The organism is Salipiger sp. 1_MG-2023 (genome assembly GCF_030547555.1).
Classification (GTDB): domain Bacteria; phylum Pseudomonadota; class Alphaproteobacteria; order Rhodobacterales; family Rhodobacteraceae; genus Salipiger.
In genome coordinates this window covers 66,748-85,851 of record NZ_JAUOQN010000001.1, presented here as the reverse complement: position 1 = coordinate 85,851, position 19,104 = coordinate 66,748, and the positions used below count along the sequence as shown (strand labels likewise).

Below are 19,104 nucleotides of genomic sequence, written 5' to 3'. Positions count from 1 at the left end.
CGCACAAAAGGGAGAAAAACGGATGCTCTATCGCACCGCAGGACAGTTCAAGACCAGCTATCAGGCCGATCAGGCACTGTTTCCGGTGCGCCAGGATGCGGTGCTGCTGGGGCTTATCCTGATCTTTGCATGGCTCGTCGCGCCGCTTCTGGCCAGCGAATTCGCCTTTCAGACGTTGCTGATCCCGATCCTGATCTATTCGCTGGCGGCGTTGGGGCTGAACCTGCTGACGGGCTTTGCCGGGCAGCTGTCGCTGGGCACCGCCGCCTTCATGGGGGTCGGGGCCTATGCCTGCTACAAGATGGTAACGCTGATGCCGTGGCTGAACCCGGTGGTGGCGATCCTGATGTCCGGGGCGTTCAGCGCCGGGGTGGGGGTGGCGTTTGGCATTCCGTCCTTGCGGATCAAGGGGTTCTACCTTGCGATCGCAACGCTGGCGGCGCAGTTCTTCTTGGTCTGGCTGTTCGAGAAATGGGGCTGGCTCTACAATTACAACGCCTCAGGCGCCATTCAGGTGCCGAACCTGACCATGTTCGGCGTCTATGTCGCCGGGCCGCAGGCCAGCTCGATGGTGCAATATTACGTGGTACTGGGGGTGGTGACGCTGCTGACGCTGGTCTGCATCAACCTGACGCGCGGCACACTGGGGCGGACGTGGAAGGCCACCCGCGACATGGACATCGCCGCCGAGCTGATCGGCATCAACCTGATGCGCTCCAAGCTGACCGCCTTTGCCGTGTCATCCTATGTGGTGGGCGTTGCCGGGGCGCTGTTCGTGTTCATGTGGCGCGGGGCGGCAGAGCCGAACCTGTTCGATATCCCGCTGAGCTTTCGCATCCTGTTCATCGCCATCATCGGCGGGCTGGGATCGATCATGGGCAATTACCTTGGTGCGATCCTGATCGTGGGACTGCCGGTGGTGCTGGGCACGGTGCCCGAGGCGCTGGGCATTCCGATCAGCTCGGCCATGGTCGAACATCTGAACGTGATGATCGTCGGCGCGCTTATCGTGTTCTTCCTGATCATCGAACCGCATGGGCTGGCACGCCTGTGGGCGCTGATCCGGGAAAAGCTGATCATCTGGCCCTTTCCGCACTAGGGCCGGCCATTTCATCGATACAAGGGAGGAGACTTTGACGATGACTTTTACAGGACGGATCGCCGCTGCCGCGGCGCTGGCAACCCTGATGGGCACCACCGCGATGGCCGAGGGGCTTTCCACGCCCAACCTTGCCTATCGCACCGGACCCTTTGCCGCCACCGGCATTCCGCTGATGAACGGGCAGGCCGATTATATGAGCATGCTCAACGCCCGCGATGGCGGCATCGGCGGCATGATGGTCGATTTCAGCGAATGCGAAACCGGCTATTCCACCGAAAAGGGCGCGGAATGCTATGAAAAGACCAAAGGCTCCGCGCTGGTGACGCAGCCGTGGTCGACCGGCATCACGCTTCAGGTGCTGCCCAAGACCAACATCGACAAGATCCCGATCCTTGCCCCCGGCTACGGCTTTTCGCCGATGGGCGACGGCAAGGTGTTCCAATGGGCGTTCAACACGCCGCTGTCTTATTGGGACGGGGCGTCGATCATCCTGAAATATCTTCAGGACATGGGCGATCTGTCGGGCAAGAAGGTGGCGTTCCTGCACCTCGATCACCCGTTCGGCAAGGAGCCGCTGCCCTATCTTGAAATGAAGGCCGAAAGCCTCGGCTTCGAGCTGCTGCCGATCCCGGTCGGCCTCAAGGAAATGCAGAACCAGTCGGCGCAATGGCTTCAGATCCGCCGCGAGCGGCCCGATTATGTCATCATGTGGGGCTGGGGCGCGATGAACGCCGGGGCCATCACCGAGGCGGTCAAGACCAAGTTCCCGATGGACAACATGCTGGGCGTCTGGTGGGCCGGGCATGACGCCGACCTCAAGCTGGTGGGCGAGGATGGCAAGGGCTACAAATCGGTCAGCTGGTCGTTTCCCAACATGGACGCGCCGGTCATGGCCGATATCAAGAGCCTCGTGATCGATGCGGGCAAATCGCAGACCACCCCCGAAGAGATGGAGGGCGTGTTCTATTCGCGCGGCCTGATCATCTCGGCGATTTTGGCCGAGGGCATCACCGTGGCGCAGGAACACGCGGGCACGGCGGACATCACGCCATCTGATCTGCGCTGGGGGCTGGAAAACCTCAATTTCACCGAGGCGCGCATCGACGAGCTTGGACTGACCGGCATGGTGCCAACGTTCTCGACATCCTGTTCCAACCACACCGGGCATTCGGGCGGCTGGATGCTGGAATGGGACGGCGCGAAATTCGTCAAGGCCTCGGATCTGATCATGCCCGACAGCGAGGCGATTTCCGAACTCGAAACCGCCAAGGCGCAGGAATACGCCGAGGAAAACGCCCCCTGGCCGGTGAACGAAGACTGCCAGATGTGATCTGGCCTTCGGCGGCGCGGCGACGCGCCGCCGGATCATGCGGATTTGGAGACATAGACCATGCTGGACGCCGGGCGCAGCGAGACGCTTCTCGAGATCAACAACATCGAGGTGATCTACAACCACGTCATCCTTGTGCTGAAGGGGGTGTCGCTGTCGGTGCCCAAGGGCGGCATCACCGCGCTTCTGGGCGGCAATGGCGCGGGCAAGACCACGACGCTCAAGGCGATTTCCAACCTGCTGCATTCCGAACGCGGCGAGGTCACCAAGGGCTCGATCATCTATCGCGGTGAGCGGGTGCAGGATCTCGACCCGGCGGCGCTGGTGCGCAAGGGGGTCATTCAGGTGATGGAGGGGCGGCATTGCTTCGGCCATCTCACGGTCGAGGAAAACCTGCTGACCGGCGCTTTCACCCGCCGCGATGGCAAGGCCGCCGTCGAGCGTGATCTGGAGATGGTCTACGAATATTTCCCCCGCCTGCGCGAGCGGCGCAAATCGCAGGCGGGCTATACCTCGGGCGGTGAGCAACAGATGTGCGCCATCGGGCGGGCGCTGATGTCGCGTCCCGAAACCGTGCTGCTCGACGAGCCGTCGATGGGCCTTGCGCCGCAGCTGGTCGAGCAGATCTTCGAGATCGTCAAGGCGGTGAACGAGGGCGAGGGTGTGTCTTTTCTGCTGGCCGAGCAGAACACCAACGTTGCCCTGCGCTATGCCCATTACGGCTATATCCTTGAAAATGGCCGGGTGGTGATGGACGGCCCCGCCGCCGATCTGCGCGAGAACCCCGACGTCAAGGAATTCTACCTCGGCATGTCGGACGAGGGGCGCAAATCCTTTCGCGACGTGCGCAGCTATCGACGCCGCAAGCGTTGGCTGGCATGACGGGGGGCGATGCGATGCTTTCTTGCCCTTCCCGTGCCGGATGCGCTGATCCCGCCCCTGCTGGCGGTGCAAGAGGCGATTCCCGTGGGCCGCGCCGTTCCCGAGGAAAACCTGCACCTGACCTTGGCCTTTCTCGACGAGCAGCCGGATTATGCGCTGGCCGAGCTGGACGCGGCGCTTGCCCCGGTGCTGCCGGGCTGCGCGTTGGCGCTCGACGGGCTGGTCAGTTTTGGAGGGCGACGGGTCAAGCTGCTGGCGGCGGGCGTGGTGCCCGAGCCGGGGCTGGTTGCGTTGCGCGCGACCGTGCTGGCGGCGGTGCGTGCGGCGGGCATCGAATTGCCGCGCGAGCGCTTTCGCCCGCATATCACGCTGATCCGTTTTGGCGCGGGTCTGCGCGAGTCCGACCGGGCGCGGCTCGAGGCGGGCGTGGCGCAGGTGGCGGGGCTGCGCTCTGCACCGGAACCCGCGTGCGCCCTGCGGCTTGTCGGATCGGTGCTGACCCCCGGCGGAGCAATTTACGAGACATTGGCGGAGTGGCCCTTGGGTTGAGCCTTTCCCGCCGGACAGGCAGCGGAAGGACGCGAGGATGACCAGCTATTACGACGATCTGGAAACGCGCAGCGCCGATGCGCGCGCCGCGGCGCTGGCCTCAAGCCTGCCGCAGCAGATCGCCCATGCGCAGGGCCTGCCGGGCTATGCCGCTGCTCTGGACGGCATCGATGCAAGCGCGGTGTGCGACCTTGCAAGCTTGGCAACCCTGCCGGTGCTGCGCAAATCGGCACTGGCATCGGCGCAATCCGGGGATGCGCCTTTTGGTGGCTATGCCGCGAAACCGGCGCATGGCTTTGCGCATGTGTTCCAGTCGCCGGGCCCGATCTACGAGCCGGGCGGCGGCGGGCATGACTGGTGGCGGCTGGGGCGGTTTCTGCATGCCTGCGGCATCGGGCAGGGCGACATCGTGCAGAACTGCTTTGGCTATCACCTGACGCCGGCGGGGATGATCTTTGAAAACGGCGCGCGGGCGGTGGGGGCCAGCGTGCTGCCCGCAGGCACCGGGCAGACCGAATTGCAGGCGCGCGCCGCGCATGATGTTGCGGTCACCGCCTATGCGGGCACCCCCGATTACCTCAAGCTGATCGTCGAAAAGGCCGAGGCACTGGGTCTGCCGCTGAAGATCGCCAAGGCGGCGGTGTCGGGTGGCGCGCTGTTTCCCAGCCTGCGCGGCTGGTACGCGGATCGCGGCATCGCCTGCCGCCAGTGTTATGCCACCGCCGATCTGGGGATGATCGCCTATGAAAGCCCGGCGATGGAGGGCATGATCGTCGACGAACAGGTCATCGTCGAGATCGTCACCCCCGGCACCGGCGATCCCGTCGCGCCCGGCGAGGTGGGCGAGGTGGTGGTCACCACGCTCAACCCCGATTACCCGCTGATCCGCTTCGCGACTGGCGATCTGAGCGCGGTGATGCCGGGCGAATCCTCCTGCGGGCGCACCAATCTGCGCATCAAGGGCTGGATGGGTCGCGCCGATCAGACGGCCAAGATCAAAGGCATGTTCGTGCGCCCCGAGCAGGTCGCCGCGCTTGTCGCCCGCCACGCCGAGATTGACCGGGCGCGCGTGATCGCCAGCCGTGACGGTGAGATGGACGTGATGACGGTGCGGATTGAGACCGCTTCGGAGGATCCTGCGCCATATGCGGCAAGCATCGCCGAGCTTCTCAAGCTCAAGGGCATCGTCGAGCTGGTGAAGCCGGGGGCGCTGCCACGCGATGGGGTGGTGATCGAAGACACGCGGGTCTACGACTGAGCTGCGGCGCGGCGCCCAAGGGGGAACTCTCCAAGCAGCGCCGCCCGCAGGCGCGGCAGCCGCGCCAGTCCGCGCATCAGCAGGATAGACAGCAGCCCGGTCAGCGCCAGAAGCGCAAGGCCCGGCGCGCCCTGCGGCACGCTCGCCAGCTTGCCGGTCAGGATTGCGCCTGCGGCGATGATCAGCGCCGGGTGAAACAGGTAGATCCCCAGCGCCTCGTCGCGCCCCCAGCGCGCCAACGCTTCGGGCACGCGCCAATTCGCGGCCAGCCCGGTCAGGAACAGACCGATCGTCAGAACTGCTGTGCCGATGCTCTATTGCACGATCATCCACGACCCGCCGAGCATATGGACCACCGCCATCTCGCCCAGCAGCAGCGTGATGCCCAGACCCAGCACCACAAGCGCCGGGCGCAGGCGCGGCGTTTCTACCCGGTGCAGCGCCGCGCCCGCCAGCAGGCAGGGCAGGCCAAGGAACTGGCGCACTGTCGCATTGATCAATTCCGAACCATGCCCGAATGCCAGCATGACGCTCGTCACTGCAAAGCCCAAGGCTATCACCAGCCCCAGCCCTTGCGCCAGAACCACACGATCGCGCCGCCCCAGCGCCTCGATCAGCATTGCCGACATCAGCAGGCCGTTGAGATACCACAGGTGATACCATGTGCCGAAAAACAGCGCCTGCCCGGCTCCCATCAGCTCGCCATAGCGCCATAGGCCGATTGGCAGATAAAGCAGGTTGGCCAGCGCCGTCAGCAGCACGAGGCGCAGCAGGCGCTGGCGGCTGAACCAGGGCAGGGCTTCGCCGGGGCGGGTCAGGTAATAGCCTGTCAGCAGGAAGAAAAACGGCACACACCAGCGCAGCAGGCCGCGCAGCGCCGCGACAAGATCCGCCGGGAATTCGGGATAGTGCGGGATATGCAGCGCGATGATGCCAAGCGCGGCAATCCCTCTGAGGGCGTCGATCCGGTCGTTGCGCATGGGGCGTCCTTGCAGGGCGTCTGCGGCAAGGCTAACCGCGCTCTCGGGCATAGGTATGGCGCACCGATGGCGAATTGTGCCGCGTCAGTCGAGCAGGTCGAGCACCTTTTCCGGCGGGCGGCCGATCACCGCACGGCCCTTTGCGAACAGCACCGGGCGTTCGATCAGCTTCGGCTCTTCGGCCATCGCCTGCAGCAGCGTCGCATCATCCGCGCCGCGCAGCCCGCGCTGCGCAAAGGCGGCTTCCTTGACCCGCATCATCTCGATCACCGGTATGCCAAGCGCGACCTGTGCCGCCCGCAGCTCTGCCAGCGAGGGCGGCTCGTCAAGGTATCTGCGCAGCTCGGGCGTCGCGCCATTGGCCTCAAGCAGCGCCAGCGCCTCGCGCGATTTCGAACAGCGGGGATTGTGCCAGAGGATCACAGCCAGTCCTGCCGTCCGCTGCCCACCGCCTCGGCCACCGATGCAAAGCCATCGCGGGCCAGCAGCGCGTCAAGCTCGCGCAGGATGCGCGGCACCAGCGACAGCCCCTCGTAGACCAGCGCCGAATAAAGCTGCACCGCAGACGCCCCGGCGCGAATCTTGGCATAGGCATCGGCCCCCGACGCCACGCCGCCGACGCCGATCAGCGGCACCGCGCCGCCGGTCAGATCTGACAGCCGCGCCAGCACCCGTGTCGAGCGTTCGAACAGCGGCGCGCCCGACATCCCGCCTGCCTCGGCCTTGTGGGCCGATGCCAGCCCGTCGCGCGACAGCGTGGTATTGGTGGCGATCACCCCTGCCACGCCCGAGGCCAGCGCCACCTCGGCCACGTCTTCAAGCCCTTGCGTATCAAGATCGGGGGCGATCTTGACGAAGACCGGCAGCGTCAGCCCGGCATCGGCGCGCGCGGCCATGACGCCAGCCAGCAGCGCGCTCAGCGCCGCCTTGCCTTGCAGGTCGCGCAGCTTTTCGGTGTTGGGAGAGCTGACGTTGACCGTGGCGAAATCCAGATGCGCGCCGCAGCGGGTCAGCACGCGGGCGAAATCCTCGGCACGGTCGTCGCTGTCCTTGTTGGCGCCAAGGTTCAGCCCCAGCACCATGCCCTTGGGGCGCGCCGCCAGCCGGGGCAGCGCATCATCCATGCCACGGTTGTTGAAGCCAAAACGGTTGATCACCGCGCGATCCTCGGTCAGGCGGAACAGGCGCGGCTTGGGGTTGCCGGGCTGGGCGCGGGGCGTGAGCGCGCCGACCTCGACAAAGCCAAAGCCCGCGCGCGACAACGGCGCCAGCGCCTCGGCATTCTTGTCAAAGCCCGCGGCAAGGCCAAGCGGATTGGCCAGTGTCATTCCCGCCACGGTGCAGCGCAGCCGGTCCGAGCTATAGCTTTCGGGCAACGGTGCCAACCCCGATGACAGCGCCCTGAGCGCCAGCCCATGGGCGGTTTCGGGGTCGATGCGGTGCATCAGCGCAAGGCCAGCGCGTTCGATCAGGCTCATGTCATGTCATCCGGGAACATGTGTCCGCCCAGTCCCAACGGCAGCGGGCGCGACCAGCGCACATCGGCCAGCCGCATCGGGGCGTAGAGATGCGGGAACAGCGCGCCGCCGCGCGATGGCTCCCAGCGCAGCGCCTCGCCAAGCGTCTCGGTCTCGAAGGCGAGCACATACAGCCCGTCGACGCCCTCGAAATGCTTGGAGACGGTCTCTCGGACCTGCTCCAGCGTCGAGAAATGCACGTAGCCGTCGGCCACGTCGATCGGCGCACCGGCGGTTTCGCCCGTGGCCTGAAGGTCGGCCCATTCGCCGCTCCGGAGTATCTTGTAGATCAACATGGCCATGCAATGCAGGGGAACGTCGCGCCGGTCAATCCCCGGCGCGGCACGCCGCCTTACAGAAGGTGGCCAAGGTGGCGATGGATGCGCGGAATGATCACCCAGACCATCATCACCACGATGATCGGCACCATCACAAGGTTGCGCTGCCAGATCGCCCAGTCGAGCGTGAGCGGCACCAGAAGATACAGCAGCGCCGTCACCAGCGGGTAGACGCCCAGAAAGGCAAAGAGCGCAAGGCGCGGGCGAGACGGCAGTTTCGGCGCGGAAGAAGAATGCGTGGTCATGAGTGATGCCTTATAAGAACGGAACGTACCGTTCTGATAATCACTGGCCACCCGTCCTGTAAAGCGCTAAAGCGATGCAGGCAGCGACGCAGACAGGCAGGGGCGGCGAGATGAGCGAAAAACGGGCCTCTATTGGCGCAAGGCGCAACCCGGACACCGAAGCGGCGGTGCTGGATGCGGCCACCGCGCTGCTGGAGGAAAAGGGCATCGCCGGCGTGACGATGGAGGCGGTGGCCCGCCGCGCCCGCGCTGGCAAGGCGACCCTGTATCGCTGGTGGCCGACGCGCGGTGCGCTGCTTCTGGCGGTTTACAAGCGGCAGAAACAGATCACCGCCTATCCTGATACCGGCAGCCTTGAAGGCGACGCGGCGGCGTTGCTAGATACGCTCTTTGCCCATTGGGCGCGGCCCGAGGGGGCGGTGTTCCGCCATATCATCGCGGCGGCGCAGGGCGATGACGAGGTGCGCGAGGCGCTCGAGATCTACCGTCAGGACCGGCTGGACAGCTTGGGCGCGATCTTTGCCCGGGCCCGCGCAAAGGGCGAAGTGTCGGGCGCGGTGCCAGAGCGTGACATGGCGCGTGCGCTGATGGCGATGGCATGGCTGCATCTGCTGACCGACCAGCTGGATGCCGACACCGGCGCAATGGCGCGCGCGCTGGTGCGCGGCTGGACCCGGTGAGCTGCCACGAAACGGACAATGGCGCGGCTTCGCGTTACGTCAGGTGAAGCCGCGCTTTGACAGCGCTGCTCTGTCGTTGCAACACTTCGCCCACATACCGCCATGAGAGAGGGTTTCCCGATGTCGTTCCGTCTTTTGTCCACGGCTGCGGCGCTGGCGCTGAGCGCCGGCAGCGCCAGCGCCGATTACGCGCTGACCATTCTGCATACAAATGATTTCCATGCGCGTTTCGAGCCGATCTCGAAATACGACTCGACCTGCGGCGAGGAAGACAACGCGGCGGGCGAATGCTTTGGCGGTTCGGCCCGCCTGATGACGGCGCTGAATGACGCCAAGTCCAAGCTCGACAATTATATCCTTGTGGATGGCGGCGACCAGTTTCAGGGCACGCTGTTCTACACCTATTACAAGGGCAAGCTTGCCGCCGAAATGATGAACAAGATGGGCTATGACGCGATGACCGTGGGCAACCACGAATTCGACGACGGCCCCGAGGTGCTGCGCGGCTTTGTCGATTCGGTCGATTTCCCGGTGCTGATGTCGAATGCCGACATCTCGGGCGAACCGCTGATCGCCGATGCCATCCAGAAATCCACCATCATCGAGAAAAATGGCGAAAAGATCGGCCTGATCGGCCTGACGCCGCAGGACACTCATGAGCTGGCTTCGCCGGGGCCGAACATCACCTTCACCGATCCGTCCGAGGCGGTGCAGGGCGAGGTCGACAAGCTGACCGAGGCGGGGGTCAACAAGATCGTCGTGCTGTCGCATTCGGGCTACAACACCGATATCACGGTGGCCAGGAACACCACTGGCGTCGATGTCATCGTGGGCGGGCACAGCAACACCCTGCTGGGCGACATGGACGGCGCCGAGGGCCCGTACCCCACCATGGTGAACAACACCGCAATCGTGTCGGCCTATGCCTATGGCAAGTTCCTTGGCGAGCTGAACGTGACCTTCGACGACGCTGGCGAGATCATCGAGGCCTCTGGCCAGCCGCTGATCATGGACGCGGGCGTGTCCGAGGATGCCCCCGTCAAGGCGCGCATCGCCGAGGCCGCCGCGCCGCTGGAAGAGATCCGCAGCAAGGTGGTCGCGCAAACCGCCGAAGAGATCGTCGGCGCCCGCGACATGTGCCGCGCCGAGGAATGCCCGATGGGCAATCTCGTGGTCGATGCGATGCTGGATCGGGTCAAGGATCAGGGCATCGAGATCGCGCTGGAGAACGGCGGCGGTCTGCGCGCGTCGATCGACGCGGGCGAGGTCACCATGGGCGAAGTGCTGACGGTGCTGCCGTTCCAGAACACGCTGTCGACCTTTCAGGTCACTGGCGCGACGATGATCGAGGCGCTTGAAAACGGCGTCAGCCAGATCGAAGACGGCGGTGGGCGCTTCCCGCAGGTGGCGGGCATCACCTTTACCGTCGATCCGTCGGCCGAGCCGGGCAGCCGGATTTCCGAGGTGATGGTCGGTGGCGCCCCGATCGACGCAGAAAAGCTGTATGGCGTCGTGTCGAACAATTATGTCCGCAACGGCGGGGATGGCTACAAGATGTTCATCGACGCGCAGAACGCTTATGACTTCGGCCCGGATCTGGCCGATGTGACGGCGGAATTCCTCGCGGCCAACGCGCCTTACACGCCCTATGTCGACGGGCGGATCACCATCAAGGAATGATCCTGCCACGATGACCACACAGGGCGCGCCTTGCCATGGGCGCGCCCTTCGCGTTTTGTGCCGCCAGCCGACACAGGAGAGCCCATGCCGATCGCAGACCTTGGCGACATCCGCCTGCACTACCGCCTTGATGGCCCCGAAGACGGCGCGCCGCTGGTGTTTGCCAATGCGCTGGGAACCGATCTGCGGATCTGGGACGGGGTGCTGGCGGCACTGCCCGACGGGCTGCGGGTGCTGCGTTACGATATGCGCGGCCATGGCCTCAGCGATGCGCCGGACGGGCCCTATTCCATGGGCAATCTGGTGCGCGACGTCGAGCGGCTGATGGAGCATGTCGGGATGACGGATGCGGTGTTCGTCGGGCTGTCGATCGGCGGGATGGTGGCGCAGGGGCTGGCGGCAAAGCGGCTGGATCTGGTGCGCGCGCTGGTGCTCTCGCACACCGCGTGCAAGATCGGCACCCGGGCGATCTGGGAGGATCGCATCGCCGCCGTCGAGGCGAGGGGCCTTGCCGCGATCTCGGACGGCACGCTCGAGAAATGGCTGGCCCCGGCGTATCGGGCAGCGCCGGACGCGCTGGCGATCCGCCACATGTTCGAGCGGACCCCGCTGCAGGGATACATCGGATGCTGCCACGCGATTTCGGGAACCGATTTCATGACGCCGACCTCCGGGCTGCGCTGCGCCGCGCTTGGCATCGCGGCCTCCGAAGACGGCTCCACCCCGCCCGACCTTGTGCGCGAGACCATCGGGCTGATCCCCGGCGCGCAGTTTCACCTGATGCGCGGGGCAGGGCATCTGGCCTGCGTGGAAAAGCCCGCTGATTACGCGGCCATTCTTGGCGCCTTCCTGTCTGCGCAGGGCCACAGCGTGCCCCCGGTCAGCGATCAGCTTGGCAGCTAGGCCCCTCGCCGGACCAAGCCCGGGGTGGTTTTCGGGATAATGTCGCGGCAGCGCGATCAACCCGCAGAGCTCTTTACGGGAACCAAAGCGCTTTGCCTTAGGTTGTGCAGGTGATATGCGATTTTAATATGCGTATAGGTTGCATCTTATTGGTCCAGCCTGACATCGTACATTATCAGGACCCGCCAGAAGGTTTCTCCCGTGCCCGAAACGACCGTCATTGCCCCGCCCGAACAGATGGCTGCTAACGCCCATGGCGCCACCAGCTTTCTCAAGACGCTCGCTCACGAGGGGCGGCTGATGATCCTGTGCCATCTGGTCACCGGCGAGAAATCGGTGGGCGCGCTCGAAGAGCTGCTCGGCACCCGTCAGGCGGCGGTGAGCCAGATGCTGGCCCGACTGCGCGAAGAAGAGCTGGTCAGCACACGGCGCGAGGGCAAGACCATTTTCTACAGTCTTGCCAACGAGGATACCGCCCGGGTCATCGGGCTGCTTCACGAGATCTTCTGCGAAGGAACCGAGCGCTGATCAGGCCTCGGCCCATTCCCAGGGGCGGGTAAAGGCGCCGAGGCATTGGCCCACGGCGCCTTCCTCTGATTCATTGCGGGCGATGCGGGCGACAAGGCCGCGATGCTTGTCGTCGACCACGTCGATGACGCGGGCGGGCAGCCCTGCCGTGATCAGCGCATCGTCATAGACCCGTGCAATGGCCAGCATACGCAGCGCGGGCTTGAAGATCTTGCCAACGGCGGTCTTCGGCAATTCCGGCAGGATCGCAAGGTGCTTGGGCACCGCCGCGCGTTCATGGATGTGCACGCGGGCGTGGGCCAGCAGCGCCTCCGGCGTCACATCGGCCCCCTCGCACAGTTCGACGAAGGCGCAGGGCAATTCCCCGGCGTGGCTGTCCGGTTGGCCGATGGCCCCGGCAAAGGCGACGGCGGGGTGGGCCAGAAGCGCTTCTTCGATCTCCGCGGGGTCGATGTTGTGCCCGCCGCGGATGATCAGATCCTTGGCGCGGCCGGTGATCCACAGATAGCCGTCCTCATCCAGCCGGCCCAGATCGCCGGTGCGCAGGTAGATGCCCTGATGGAACAGCTCGCGGTTGCGGTCTTCCTCGGTATAGGTGCTGCCCGGATAGATGCCGGGGCTGGCGACGCAGATCTCACCGATCTCTCCGAGGGGGCATTCATCGCTGCCCTCCGGCCCTTGCTGGACGATCTTCACATGGGTGTAGGGGAAAGGGATGCCAACGGAGCCGACCTTCTTTTCACCTTCGGGCGGGTTCACCGACACGAGGCAGGTGGCCTCGGTCAGCCCGTAGCCTTCGCAGATGGTGATGCCGCAGGTCGCCTCGAATCGCTTGAACAGTTCCAGCGGCATCGGGGCCGAGCCCGAAAACGCCATCCTGACCGTCGAGAGATCGGCATTCACCGGGCGCTGCATCAGCGCCGAAACCGCCGTGGGTACGGTGATGACAAAGCTGATCTTCCAGCGCTCGCACAGTTTCCAGAAATTGTCGAACACGCCATCGCCGCGATAGCCCGCCGGGGTCGGCAGCACCACATGCGCGCCCGAACACAGCGCCGCCATCAAGATCACGTGAACAGCAAAGACATGGAACAATGGCAGCGGGCAGATGATGTTGTCTTTTTCGGAAAACAGCAGCTGGTGGCCCAGCCATCCGTTGTAGAGCATTCCCGAATACAGGTGCCGCGCCACCTTGGGCATGCCCGTCGTGCCGCCGGTATGGAAATAGGCGGCGACCCGGTCTTGCTGGCGATCTTCGAAGGTCAGCGTGGCGGGTTGTTGCGCCATCTCCTTGCGAAAGCACTTGATATCGGCATGCGAGGGCCCGCGCCGGGGGCGCAAAAACGGCACGATCCAGCGTTTCGGTGCCGTCAGGTAGCGATTGAGATCGACCTCGAGTACGGTGCCCACACGGGGCGCATGGCGGCAGGCCTCGGCAACCTTTTGCGCCACATCGGTCTTGGGGAAGGGCTTGAGCGTCACCACGACCCGCGCGTCGGATTCGCGCAGGATGGCCGCGATCTGCTCGGGTTCCAACAGCGGGTTGATCGGCAGCACGATCCCCGCCACTGCGCCGCCAAGCAGCGCGGCGACCGCCTCGGTGCAGTTGGGCAGCACATAGGCGATCACGTCGGTTTCGCTGATGCGCAGGCTGCGAAACAGGTTGGCGGCGCGGGTGGTCTGGCTGTGCAGTTCGGACCAGCTGAGCGTTTCGGCGGGATCCTTGGGGCCGGAGAGCAGCTGATAGCTGATCGCCGGGCGGTCCGGGAACGCCTGTGCAGTGCGTTCAAGCTGGCCATAGAGGGTCGGCGGCAGGTCGCGCGCCTCCCACGGTTCGTCGGCCTCGATGGCATCGCGGTCGGCGATTGACGCGAAACGCATGGGTCTCCCTCCCTGTCGTGCCCCGGCGGGGCCTCTCTCCTCAAGGGCAGTGTGAAAAGGATCGCCCGCCCGCGCAAGACTCTGCGACGTAACGACAAGCGCCTTGAAACGCAACGTTTCGCGCGGCGATTAGATCCCCTTGATCGTCCGCCCGGTCTGCCGGAGAAGACCAGAGTAGTGCAACAGCCCCCATGGCGCGAGCCCGTCGTGCAGTTGCGCCCAGACCTTGCCAAGCGCCAGCGGGTCGAGCTTTGCCGCGCTGCCGATTTCGGAAAGGCTGCGCCGCCCGTCGATGGCGGCAAGCACCGAGGCCGCCTCGCGCGGGAGATGCAATTCGGTCTTGAGCTGGCCCAGTTGCAGGGGCAGGGGGCGGCGTTGCGCCACGGCCTTGGCCAGCGCCTGCCGCTTGACGCCGCGCAGATGCGGCACCAGCGCCCGGTTCGATGGTTTGGCGATGGTGTCGGGTGCATCGCTGGGCACCGCGTAGGCGACATGCATGCGGATGGTGCCGCGCAGCTTTTCCGCCACCGCCATCTGCCGCGCCTTGTCCATGCCCTCGGGCACCGGGGCGAGGCGGGCAAGATCATACATCGCGGGGGCGGTGAAATCCGCCAGCCGCCAGCCGGTGTCCTTCAGCGTTTCAAGCAGTTCGGCCACGCTGTAGGCCCGGTCCTGCCCGTGCAGCAGCAAATCGTAAAAGCCCGCATCGCTGGCGTGGTGATCGCCAAGGTTGCGGTTGGCGACAAAGGGGTGGCCTTCGGGCAGTTCGGCGACGATGCGTTTCGCTTGCGCGAGCCGCTGTTCGGGGGGCAACCCATCGAACAGCGCGCTGAACGCATCCTGCAACGGGTAGACGCCCGAGCGGCCATAGGGCGCATAGACCATGAAGCCCATGCCGCCGCCCGGTGCCAACGCCTCACGCAGGGCCGCAAAGCCGGCGCACGGGTCGGGCAGGTGGTGCAAGACGCCACAGCAATCGATGTAATCGAACGGGCCGTACTGCGCGGCCTCCAGCAGGCTGCCGGTGTGAAAGGTTATGGTTGTCAGCCCGCGCCGGGCCGCCCGCGCTTCGGCCACGGCACGCGAGGCGGTGGACAGGTCGATATAGGTGATCTCGGCCTTGGCCCCGGCCATGTCGAGCAGCGTCGCCAGCTGGATCAGCCCATCGCCGGTGCCGCCCCCCGCAACCAGCACCCGCAGCGGCTCCGACCAGTCGCGCGCGCCTTGCCACAGGAAGTGATCCATCTCGAACGGGTGCGACGGCGAACCGGTGATCAGCCGCAGATCCTCGTCCGCCGGGTCGCGTTCTGGATAGGGGTAGGTTTCATATTGCTGCTTGACCGTGACCATTGCGGGTGCCTCCTGCTCGGCCCGGACAGTGGCACGCGCGGGGCAGCGGGGACAAGACGTCAGGGGCGCTTGCGGGCGATCTCGAAGCGGGCGTCAAGCAGGGCGATGTCTTGCATCAGGCGCTTGCGTTCGCTCCGGTCGGCGGTCTCGAGCAGTTCGGCGCGCAGCCGCGACAATTCGCGGTGGATCGCCACCGCCTCGGGCACCGCGCCATTGTCTTTCAGGATGCGGTTCAGCACCGCGTTCTCGGGGTCATCGCAGGGCGGCAGCGGCTTGCCCGCGCCGGGCAGGTTGTCGAAGGCGCCGTCGCGCTCTGCCGCCGTGATGCGGGCGTTGATCAGGTCGATCAGAGGGTGATCCATCAGCCGTCCCTTTCCGTAAGCGCCGCGGTGAGGTTGCGCATGGCGTCAAGAAAGCCAAGGCGGGGCGGCGTGGTCAAGCCTTTCAGGGAGTTTTGGCAGGGGGCAGCACGCTGCAGGGGCGGTGTGATGCCAGATGCGGGCGCGGCCCGCTGGGCGTCATGGCACGGCGCAGCTTGCAGAAATCTGCGCCGGGGCGCCGAACATCCGGCGCTTGGCAAGTGGCTCGGGCGGCGCGGGACGGCCCGAGCCTGAAGATCAGGCGATCTCGACCAGCTCGATGGCAAAGGTCAGATCCTTGCCGGCAAGCGGGTGATTGGCGTCAAGCGTCACCTCGGTTTCCGTCACTTCGGCGACGGTCACGTTCATGGTCTGGCCGTTCGGCGTCTGGACCTGAAGCTGCGTGCCAAGATCGAGCGGGATATCATTGGGGATTTCCTGGCGCGGCACGGCCTGGCGACCCTCGGCGTGGACCGGGCCATAGGCTTCTTCCGGGGCGATCTCGACGGTTTTCTTGTCGCCGACGGTCATGCCGGGGATGGCCTTGTCGAGTCCGGGGATGATCTGACCCGAGCCGACCACGAATTCAAGCGGATCGCGGCCCGCGCTGGAATCGAAGGTGGTGCCGTCGTTCAGCGTGCCGGTGTAGTGGATGCGGACGGTATCGCCGGTCTTGACCTGCGTCATGGATGCTCCGTTCATGTCTGGGATTTGCGTGAATGGATGAGGCCGCAAATGCGGGTGCTCATATTTCTCGGCAATAAGATAGTCCCGCAGGGCGCAAATTGCAAACGGGGGCCTTTCCTGTCCCCGCGCAGCGTGCAAGGCTCGCCCGCAACGGAGGCTATCATGACCATTACAACCTGTGTTTTCGACGCGTATGGCACGCTGTTCGACGTTTCCGCCGCCGCCCGCCGCGCGGCGCAGGAGGATGCGGCGCTGGGGCGCTGCTGGCAGGCGCTGTCCGAAGACTGGCGGCGCAAGCAGCTGGAATACAGCTGGCTGCGGGCGATCACTGGCGACCATGTGGATTTTGCCGAGGTCACCGGCGACGCGCTTGACTGGGCGATGGAGCGGCAGGGCCTGACCGACAAAGGCTTGCGCGGTCGGCTGATGGCGCTTTACCAAGTGCTTGATGCCTATGAAGAGGTGCCCGCGATGCTGGCGGCGCTGAAGGCCAAGGGGCTGGGCACGGCGATCCTGTCGAACGGCTCGCCCGAGATGCTGGCGGCGGCGGTGGACAGCGCCGGTATCGGTGCGCAGCTGGACGCGGTGCTGTCGGTCGAAGAGGTTGGCATCTTCAAGCCCGCCCGCGAAGTCTATGACCTTGTCGGCGCGCGCATGGGCTGCACACCAGAGCAAGTGCTGTTCGTGTCGTCCAACGGTTGGGATGCGTCGGGGGCCTCGGGCTATGGCTTTCACACCGCATGGGTCAATCGCGGCAATCTGCCGATGGATCGGCTGTCCGCCCGCCCGCGCCACGTTCTGACCGACCTGACCACGATACCGGAGCTTTGTTGATGCCGCGTTTCACCACCTCGGACGGGTTGTCGCTGTATTACACCGACGAAGGCGAGGGGCTGCCGCTGCTCTGCCTTGCCGGGCTGACCCGCGACGGGCGCGATTTCGACTACGTTGCGCCGCATCTTGGCGGGGTGCGGCTGATCCGGCTCGATTACCGGGGGCGGGGCCAATCCGATTGGGGCAATCCCGCTGGCTACAACATTCCGGTGGAAGGCCGTGATGCGGTTGAATTGCTCGATCATCTTGGGATCGAGCGCGCGGCGGTTCTGGGCACCTCGCGCGGCGGGCTGATCGCCCTGGTGCTGGCCGCCACGGTCAAGGACCGCCTGCTGGGCGTGGCGCTGAACGACATCGGCCCCGAGATCGCCGATACCGGGCTGGAGGTGATCAAGGGCTATCTGGGGCGCAATCCGCCGTGGAAGACCTTGGATGAGGCGGTCGAGAAACGCGCCGCCGCGATGACGGCCTTTGAAGGCGTGCCGCAAAGCCGCTGGCGTGAAGAGGCCGAGAAGTTCTACCGCGAAACCCCCGACGGGCTGGTGATCACCTATGATCCCAAGCTGCGCGATGCGGTTCTGGGAGACGGTGCCCAGCCGACAGCAGACCTGTGGCCGCTGTTCGATGCGCTGGCGGGGATACCACTGTGCGCGATCCGGGGGGCCAATTCCGATCTGTTGTCGGCGGCAACTTTTGCCGAAATGCAGGCGCGCCGCCCGGATATGATTGCCGTCAACGTGCCGGGGCGCGGCCATGTGCCGTTTCTGGACGAGGCTCAATCGCTGGATGCGCTGCGCCGCTGGCTGAAGATGATGGGCTGAGAGGGGCGTTTGACCTTGGTGGCGCAGGATCTTCAGGGGATCCCCGAGAAGGGAGCGTGACGCCGGTGGGCTCCGGGAGCCGAGCCTGGTGCGCAAGACCGGTGGGCGCCCAGACGCCTTGCTAAGGAAGTCTGGGCGCCGGGATCAGGCGTTGGATTGCGGAACGAAGACGCGGGTCGGGTGCAGCTCTCCGGCCTTGTAGACGCCGACGGCGACGGCGCGCCCTTCGAACGAGGCCCAAGCCTCGTCGCCGTATTCCACATCGCCCGGGATCACCATGCCGGGGTTGCCATTGCGCAGCCGCGCGGCGCCCTCGGGGGTGCATTTCAGCTCTGGCAGATCGACCAGACCGACCTCGAGCGGCAGCAGCCGGGCATCCAGTTCGGGGGTCTTGGCCAGCGCATCGACCTGCTCGAGCGAGACTCCGTCGGCGGCGTCGAACGGCCCTGACCACACCCGGCGCAACCGCAGGACATGGCCATGACAGCCCAGCGTTTCGCCCAGATCGCGGGCGATGGAGCGCACGTAGCCGCCTTTGCCGCAGACCATCTCGAGTTCGACATGATCGGCGTCGGGGCGCGAGACCATCGTCAGCTCTTCGACCCAGAGAGGGCGGGCGGCGATCTCCATGGTTTCGCCATCGCGGGCGCGCTTGTAGGCGCGCTCGCCGTCGATCTTGACCGCCGAGAATTGCGGCGGCACCTGCAGGATGTCGCCGACAAAGCCGTGCAGCGCTTCCTTGATGGCGGCATCATCGGGGCGGACATCGCTTTGGGCCTGCAGCTCGCCTTCGGCGTCGTCGGTGTTGGTGCGCTGGCCGAGGCGCACGATGAAGCGGTAGGCCTTCAGCGCGTCGGTGATATAGGGAACGGTCTTGGTCGCCTCGCCAAGGGCCACGGCAAGAACGCCGGTGGCCTCGGGATCGAGGGTGCCTGCATGGCCGGCCTTTTTTGCGGCCAGTGCCCAGCGGACCTTGTTGACCACCGAGGTCGAGGTGATTCCGGCCGGTTTGTCGACGATCAGCCAGCCGGAAATGTCGCGGCCCTTCTTGCGTGCCATGCGGTGCGCCCCTTGAGTGATGAGGCGCGCGGGGTAGCAAGCGCTGGCATGGGTTGTCAATGTCGCAAGGGGGGCGCTGCCCCCCGCGCGGCTGCGCTCCCCCCGGGATATTTTGGGCCAG

General features: G+C 65.6%; 22 protein-coding genes. 11 read left to right on the top strand and 11 right to left on the bottom strand.

Annotated elements, in window-relative coordinates; translation table 11 throughout:
* Positions 1-22: 22 nt before the first annotated feature.
* The 5 genes from Q4543_RS00425 to Q4543_RS00405 are packed head-to-tail and all read left to right on the top strand — an operon-like array spanning position 23 to position 5,121.
* The gene (locus Q4543_RS00425) at positions 23-1,099 is read left to right on the top strand and encodes a branched-chain amino acid ABC transporter permease (protein ID WP_216004241.1); all 1,077 of its coding nucleotides are present in this window, start codon (positions 23-25) and stop codon (positions 1,097-1,099) included.
* 40 nt (positions 1,100-1,139) lie between these two features.
* A complete protein-coding gene (locus Q4543_RS00420; protein WP_303435755.1) occupies positions 1,140-2,432 on the top strand; it encodes an ABC transporter substrate-binding protein in 1,293 nt (430 codons plus the stop codon).
* 60 nt (positions 2,433-2,492) lie between these two features.
* A complete protein-coding gene (locus Q4543_RS00415) occupies positions 2,493-3,314 on the top strand; it encodes an ABC transporter ATP-binding protein (protein ID WP_303435754.1) in 822 nt (273 codons plus the stop codon).
* A 9-nt stretch (positions 3,315-3,323) separates the two neighbouring features.
* The gene (thpR, locus tag Q4543_RS00410; protein ID WP_303435753.1) at positions 3,324-3,863 is read left to right on the top strand and encodes an RNA 2',3'-cyclic phosphodiesterase; all 540 of its coding nucleotides are present in this window, start codon (positions 3,324-3,326) and stop codon (positions 3,861-3,863) included.
* 37 nt (positions 3,864-3,900) lie between these two features.
* Positions 3,901-5,121: a phenylacetate--CoA ligase family protein gene (locus Q4543_RS00405; RefSeq protein ID WP_303435752.1), complete on the top strand. Its 1,221-nt coding sequence runs from the start codon at positions 3,901-3,903 to the stop codon at positions 5,119-5,121.
* On the opposite strand, the gene Q4543_RS00400 is transcribed toward Q4543_RS00405, so the two are convergent.
* The 6 genes from Q4543_RS00400 to Q4543_RS00375 form a co-directional block, all read right to left on the bottom strand.
* On the bottom strand, positions 5,112-5,372 hold the full coding sequence (locus Q4543_RS00400) for a hypothetical protein (RefSeq protein ID WP_303435751.1): 261 nt from the start codon (positions 5,370-5,372) through the stop codon (positions 5,112-5,114). The genes Q4543_RS00405 and Q4543_RS00400 overlap by 10 nt on opposite strands.
* Positions 5,373-5,435: 63 nt before the next feature.
* The gene (locus Q4543_RS00395) at positions 5,436-6,101 is read right to left on the bottom strand and encodes an acyltransferase family protein (RefSeq protein WP_303435750.1); all 666 of its coding nucleotides are present in this window, start codon (positions 6,099-6,101) and stop codon (positions 5,436-5,438) included.
* Positions 6,102-6,185: 84 nt separating this feature from the next.
* Complete coding sequence (gene arsC, locus Q4543_RS00390; protein WP_303435749.1) at positions 6,186-6,524, bottom strand: arsenate reductase (glutaredoxin); 339 nt, start codon at positions 6,522-6,524, stop codon at positions 6,186-6,188.
* Positions 6,521-7,579 carry a quinone-dependent dihydroorotate dehydrogenase gene (locus tag Q4543_RS00385; RefSeq protein WP_303435748.1) on the bottom strand — a complete coding sequence of 353 codons (1,059 nt, stop codon included), beginning with the start codon at positions 7,577-7,579 and terminating at the stop codon, positions 6,521-6,523. Before Q4543_RS00385 ends, arsC begins: the two co-directional genes overlap by 4 nt.
* Positions 7,576-7,914, bottom strand: a complete 339-nt coding sequence (locus Q4543_RS00380; RefSeq protein ID WP_216004248.1) for a DUF952 domain-containing protein — start codon at positions 7,912-7,914, stop codon at positions 7,576-7,578. Before Q4543_RS00380 ends, Q4543_RS00385 begins: the two co-directional genes overlap by 4 nt.
* A 56-nt stretch (positions 7,915-7,970) precedes the next feature.
* Complete coding sequence (locus tag Q4543_RS00375) at positions 7,971-8,201, bottom strand: hypothetical protein (protein ID WP_303435747.1); 231 nt, start codon at positions 8,199-8,201, stop codon at positions 7,971-7,973.
* A 110-nt stretch (positions 8,202-8,311) separates the two neighbouring features.
* Here Q4543_RS00375 and Q4543_RS00370 point away from each other — a divergent pair, with 110 nt between their 5' ends.
* From Q4543_RS00370 to Q4543_RS00355, 4 genes are all read left to right on the top strand, one after another.
* On the top strand, positions 8,312-8,881 hold the full coding sequence (locus Q4543_RS00370) for a TetR/AcrR family transcriptional regulator (protein WP_303435746.1): 570 nt from the start codon (positions 8,312-8,314) through the stop codon (positions 8,879-8,881).
* Positions 8,882-9,001: 120 nt separating this feature from the next.
* Positions 9,002-10,561, top strand: coding sequence for a bifunctional UDP-sugar hydrolase/5'-nucleotidase (locus Q4543_RS00365; protein ID WP_303435745.1), 1,560 nt, complete (start codon positions 9,002-9,004; stop codon positions 10,559-10,561).
* 84 nt (positions 10,562-10,645) lie between these two features.
* The gene (pcaD, locus tag Q4543_RS00360; protein WP_303435744.1) at positions 10,646-11,464 is read left to right on the top strand and encodes a 3-oxoadipate enol-lactonase; all 819 of its coding nucleotides are present in this window, start codon (positions 10,646-10,648) and stop codon (positions 11,462-11,464) included.
* Positions 11,465-11,701: 237 nt separating this feature from the next.
* Complete coding sequence (locus Q4543_RS00355; RefSeq protein ID WP_216004319.1) at positions 11,702-11,992, top strand: metalloregulator ArsR/SmtB family transcription factor; 291 nt, start codon at positions 11,702-11,704, stop codon at positions 11,990-11,992.
* On the opposite strand, the gene Q4543_RS00350 is transcribed toward Q4543_RS00355, so the two are convergent.
* From Q4543_RS00350 to Q4543_RS00335, 4 genes are all read right to left on the bottom strand, one after another.
* Complete coding sequence (locus Q4543_RS00350; RefSeq protein ID WP_303435743.1) at positions 11,993-13,873, bottom strand: acyl-CoA synthetase; 1,881 nt, start codon at positions 13,871-13,873, stop codon at positions 11,993-11,995.
* Between the two features lie 129 nt (positions 13,874-14,002).
* On the bottom strand, positions 14,003-15,223 hold the full coding sequence (locus Q4543_RS00345) for a bifunctional 2-polyprenyl-6-hydroxyphenol methylase/3-demethylubiquinol 3-O-methyltransferase UbiG (protein WP_303435742.1): 1,221 nt from the start codon (positions 15,221-15,223) through the stop codon (positions 14,003-14,005).
* 59 nt (positions 15,224-15,282) lie between these two features.
* Positions 15,283-15,585 carry a DUF1992 domain-containing protein gene (locus tag Q4543_RS00340; RefSeq protein ID WP_216004255.1) on the bottom strand — a complete coding sequence of 101 codons (303 nt, stop codon included), beginning with the start codon at positions 15,583-15,585 and terminating at the stop codon, positions 15,283-15,285.
* 255 nt (positions 15,586-15,840) lie between these two features.
* The gene (locus Q4543_RS00335; RefSeq protein WP_303435741.1) at positions 15,841-16,269 is read right to left on the bottom strand and encodes a peptidylprolyl isomerase; all 429 of its coding nucleotides are present in this window, start codon (positions 16,267-16,269) and stop codon (positions 15,841-15,843) included.
* A 162-nt stretch (positions 16,270-16,431) separates the two neighbouring features.
* Between Q4543_RS00335 and Q4543_RS00330 the strand changes: the two genes are divergently transcribed.
* Both Q4543_RS00330 and Q4543_RS00325 read left to right on the top strand, forming a co-directional pair.
* Entirely contained in the window at positions 16,432-17,103 is a 672-nt protein-coding gene (locus Q4543_RS00330) for a haloacid dehalogenase type II (RefSeq protein ID WP_303435740.1), read from the top strand.
* On the top strand, positions 17,103-17,924 hold the full coding sequence (locus tag Q4543_RS00325; protein ID WP_303435739.1) for an alpha/beta fold hydrolase: 822 nt from the start codon (positions 17,103-17,105) through the stop codon (positions 17,922-17,924). The genes Q4543_RS00330 and Q4543_RS00325 overlap by 1 nt, the downstream gene beginning before the upstream one ends.
* A 144-nt stretch (positions 17,925-18,068) precedes the next feature.
* On the opposite strand, the gene truB is transcribed toward Q4543_RS00325, so the two are convergent.
* A complete protein-coding gene (gene truB / locus Q4543_RS00320) occupies positions 18,069-18,983 on the bottom strand; it encodes a tRNA pseudouridine(55) synthase TruB (RefSeq protein ID WP_303435738.1) in 915 nt (304 codons plus the stop codon).
* Positions 18,984-19,104: the final 121 nt, after the last annotated feature.

Coding starts and splice junctions, on each gene's coding strand:
- Q4543_RS00425 (WP_216004241.1), top strand. CDS start 23: ATGCTCTATCGCACCGCAGGACAGTTCAAGACCAGCTATCAGGCCGAT.
- Q4543_RS00420 (WP_303435755.1), top strand. CDS start 1,140: ATGACTTTTACAGGACGGATCGCCGCTGCCGCGGCGCTGGCAACCCTG.
- Q4543_RS00415 (WP_303435754.1), top strand. CDS start 2,493: ATGCTGGACGCCGGGCGCAGCGAGACGCTTCTCGAGATCAACAACATC.
- thpR (WP_303435753.1), top strand. CDS start 3,324: ATGCGATGCTTTCTTGCCCTTCCCGTGCCGGATGCGCTGATCCCGCCC.
- Q4543_RS00405 (WP_303435752.1), top strand. CDS start 3,901: ATGACCAGCTATTACGACGATCTGGAAACGCGCAGCGCCGATGCGCGC.
- Q4543_RS00395 (WP_303435750.1), bottom strand. CDS start 6,101: ATGCGCAACGACCGGATCGACGCCCTCAGAGGGATTGCCGCGCTTGGC.
- Q4543_RS00385 (WP_303435748.1), bottom strand. CDS start 7,579: ATGAGCCTGATCGAACGCGCTGGCCTTGCGCTGATGCACCGCATCGAC.
- Q4543_RS00380 (WP_216004248.1), bottom strand. CDS start 7,914: ATGTTGATCTACAAGATACTCCGGAGCGGCGAATGGGCCGACCTTCAG.
- Q4543_RS00375 (WP_303435747.1), bottom strand. CDS start 8,201: ATGACCACGCATTCTTCTTCCGCGCCGAAACTGCCGTCTCGCCCGCGC.
- Q4543_RS00370 (WP_303435746.1), top strand. CDS start 8,312: ATGAGCGAAAAACGGGCCTCTATTGGCGCAAGGCGCAACCCGGACACC.
- Q4543_RS00365 (WP_303435745.1), top strand. CDS start 9,002: ATGTCGTTCCGTCTTTTGTCCACGGCTGCGGCGCTGGCGCTGAGCGCC.
- pcaD (WP_303435744.1), top strand. CDS start 10,646: ATGCCGATCGCAGACCTTGGCGACATCCGCCTGCACTACCGCCTTGAT.
- Q4543_RS00355 (WP_216004319.1), top strand. CDS start 11,702: ATGGCTGCTAACGCCCATGGCGCCACCAGCTTTCTCAAGACGCTCGCT.
- Q4543_RS00350 (WP_303435743.1), bottom strand. CDS start 13,873: ATGCGTTTCGCGTCAATCGCCGACCGCGATGCCATCGAGGCCGACGAA.
- Q4543_RS00345 (WP_303435742.1), bottom strand. CDS start 15,223: ATGGTCACGGTCAAGCAGCAATATGAAACCTACCCCTATCCAGAACGC.
- Q4543_RS00340 (WP_216004255.1), bottom strand. CDS start 15,585: ATGGATCACCCTCTGATCGACCTGATCAACGCCCGCATCACGGCGGCA.
- Q4543_RS00335 (WP_303435741.1), bottom strand. CDS start 16,269: ATGACGCAGGTCAAGACCGGCGATACCGTCCGCATCCACTACACCGGC.
- Q4543_RS00330 (WP_303435740.1), top strand. CDS start 16,432: ATGACCATTACAACCTGTGTTTTCGACGCGTATGGCACGCTGTTCGAC.
- Q4543_RS00325 (WP_303435739.1), top strand. CDS start 17,103: ATGCCGCGTTTCACCACCTCGGACGGGTTGTCGCTGTATTACACCGAC.
- truB (WP_303435738.1), bottom strand. CDS start 18,983: ATGGCACGCAAGAAGGGCCGCGACATTTCCGGCTGGCTGATCGTCGAC.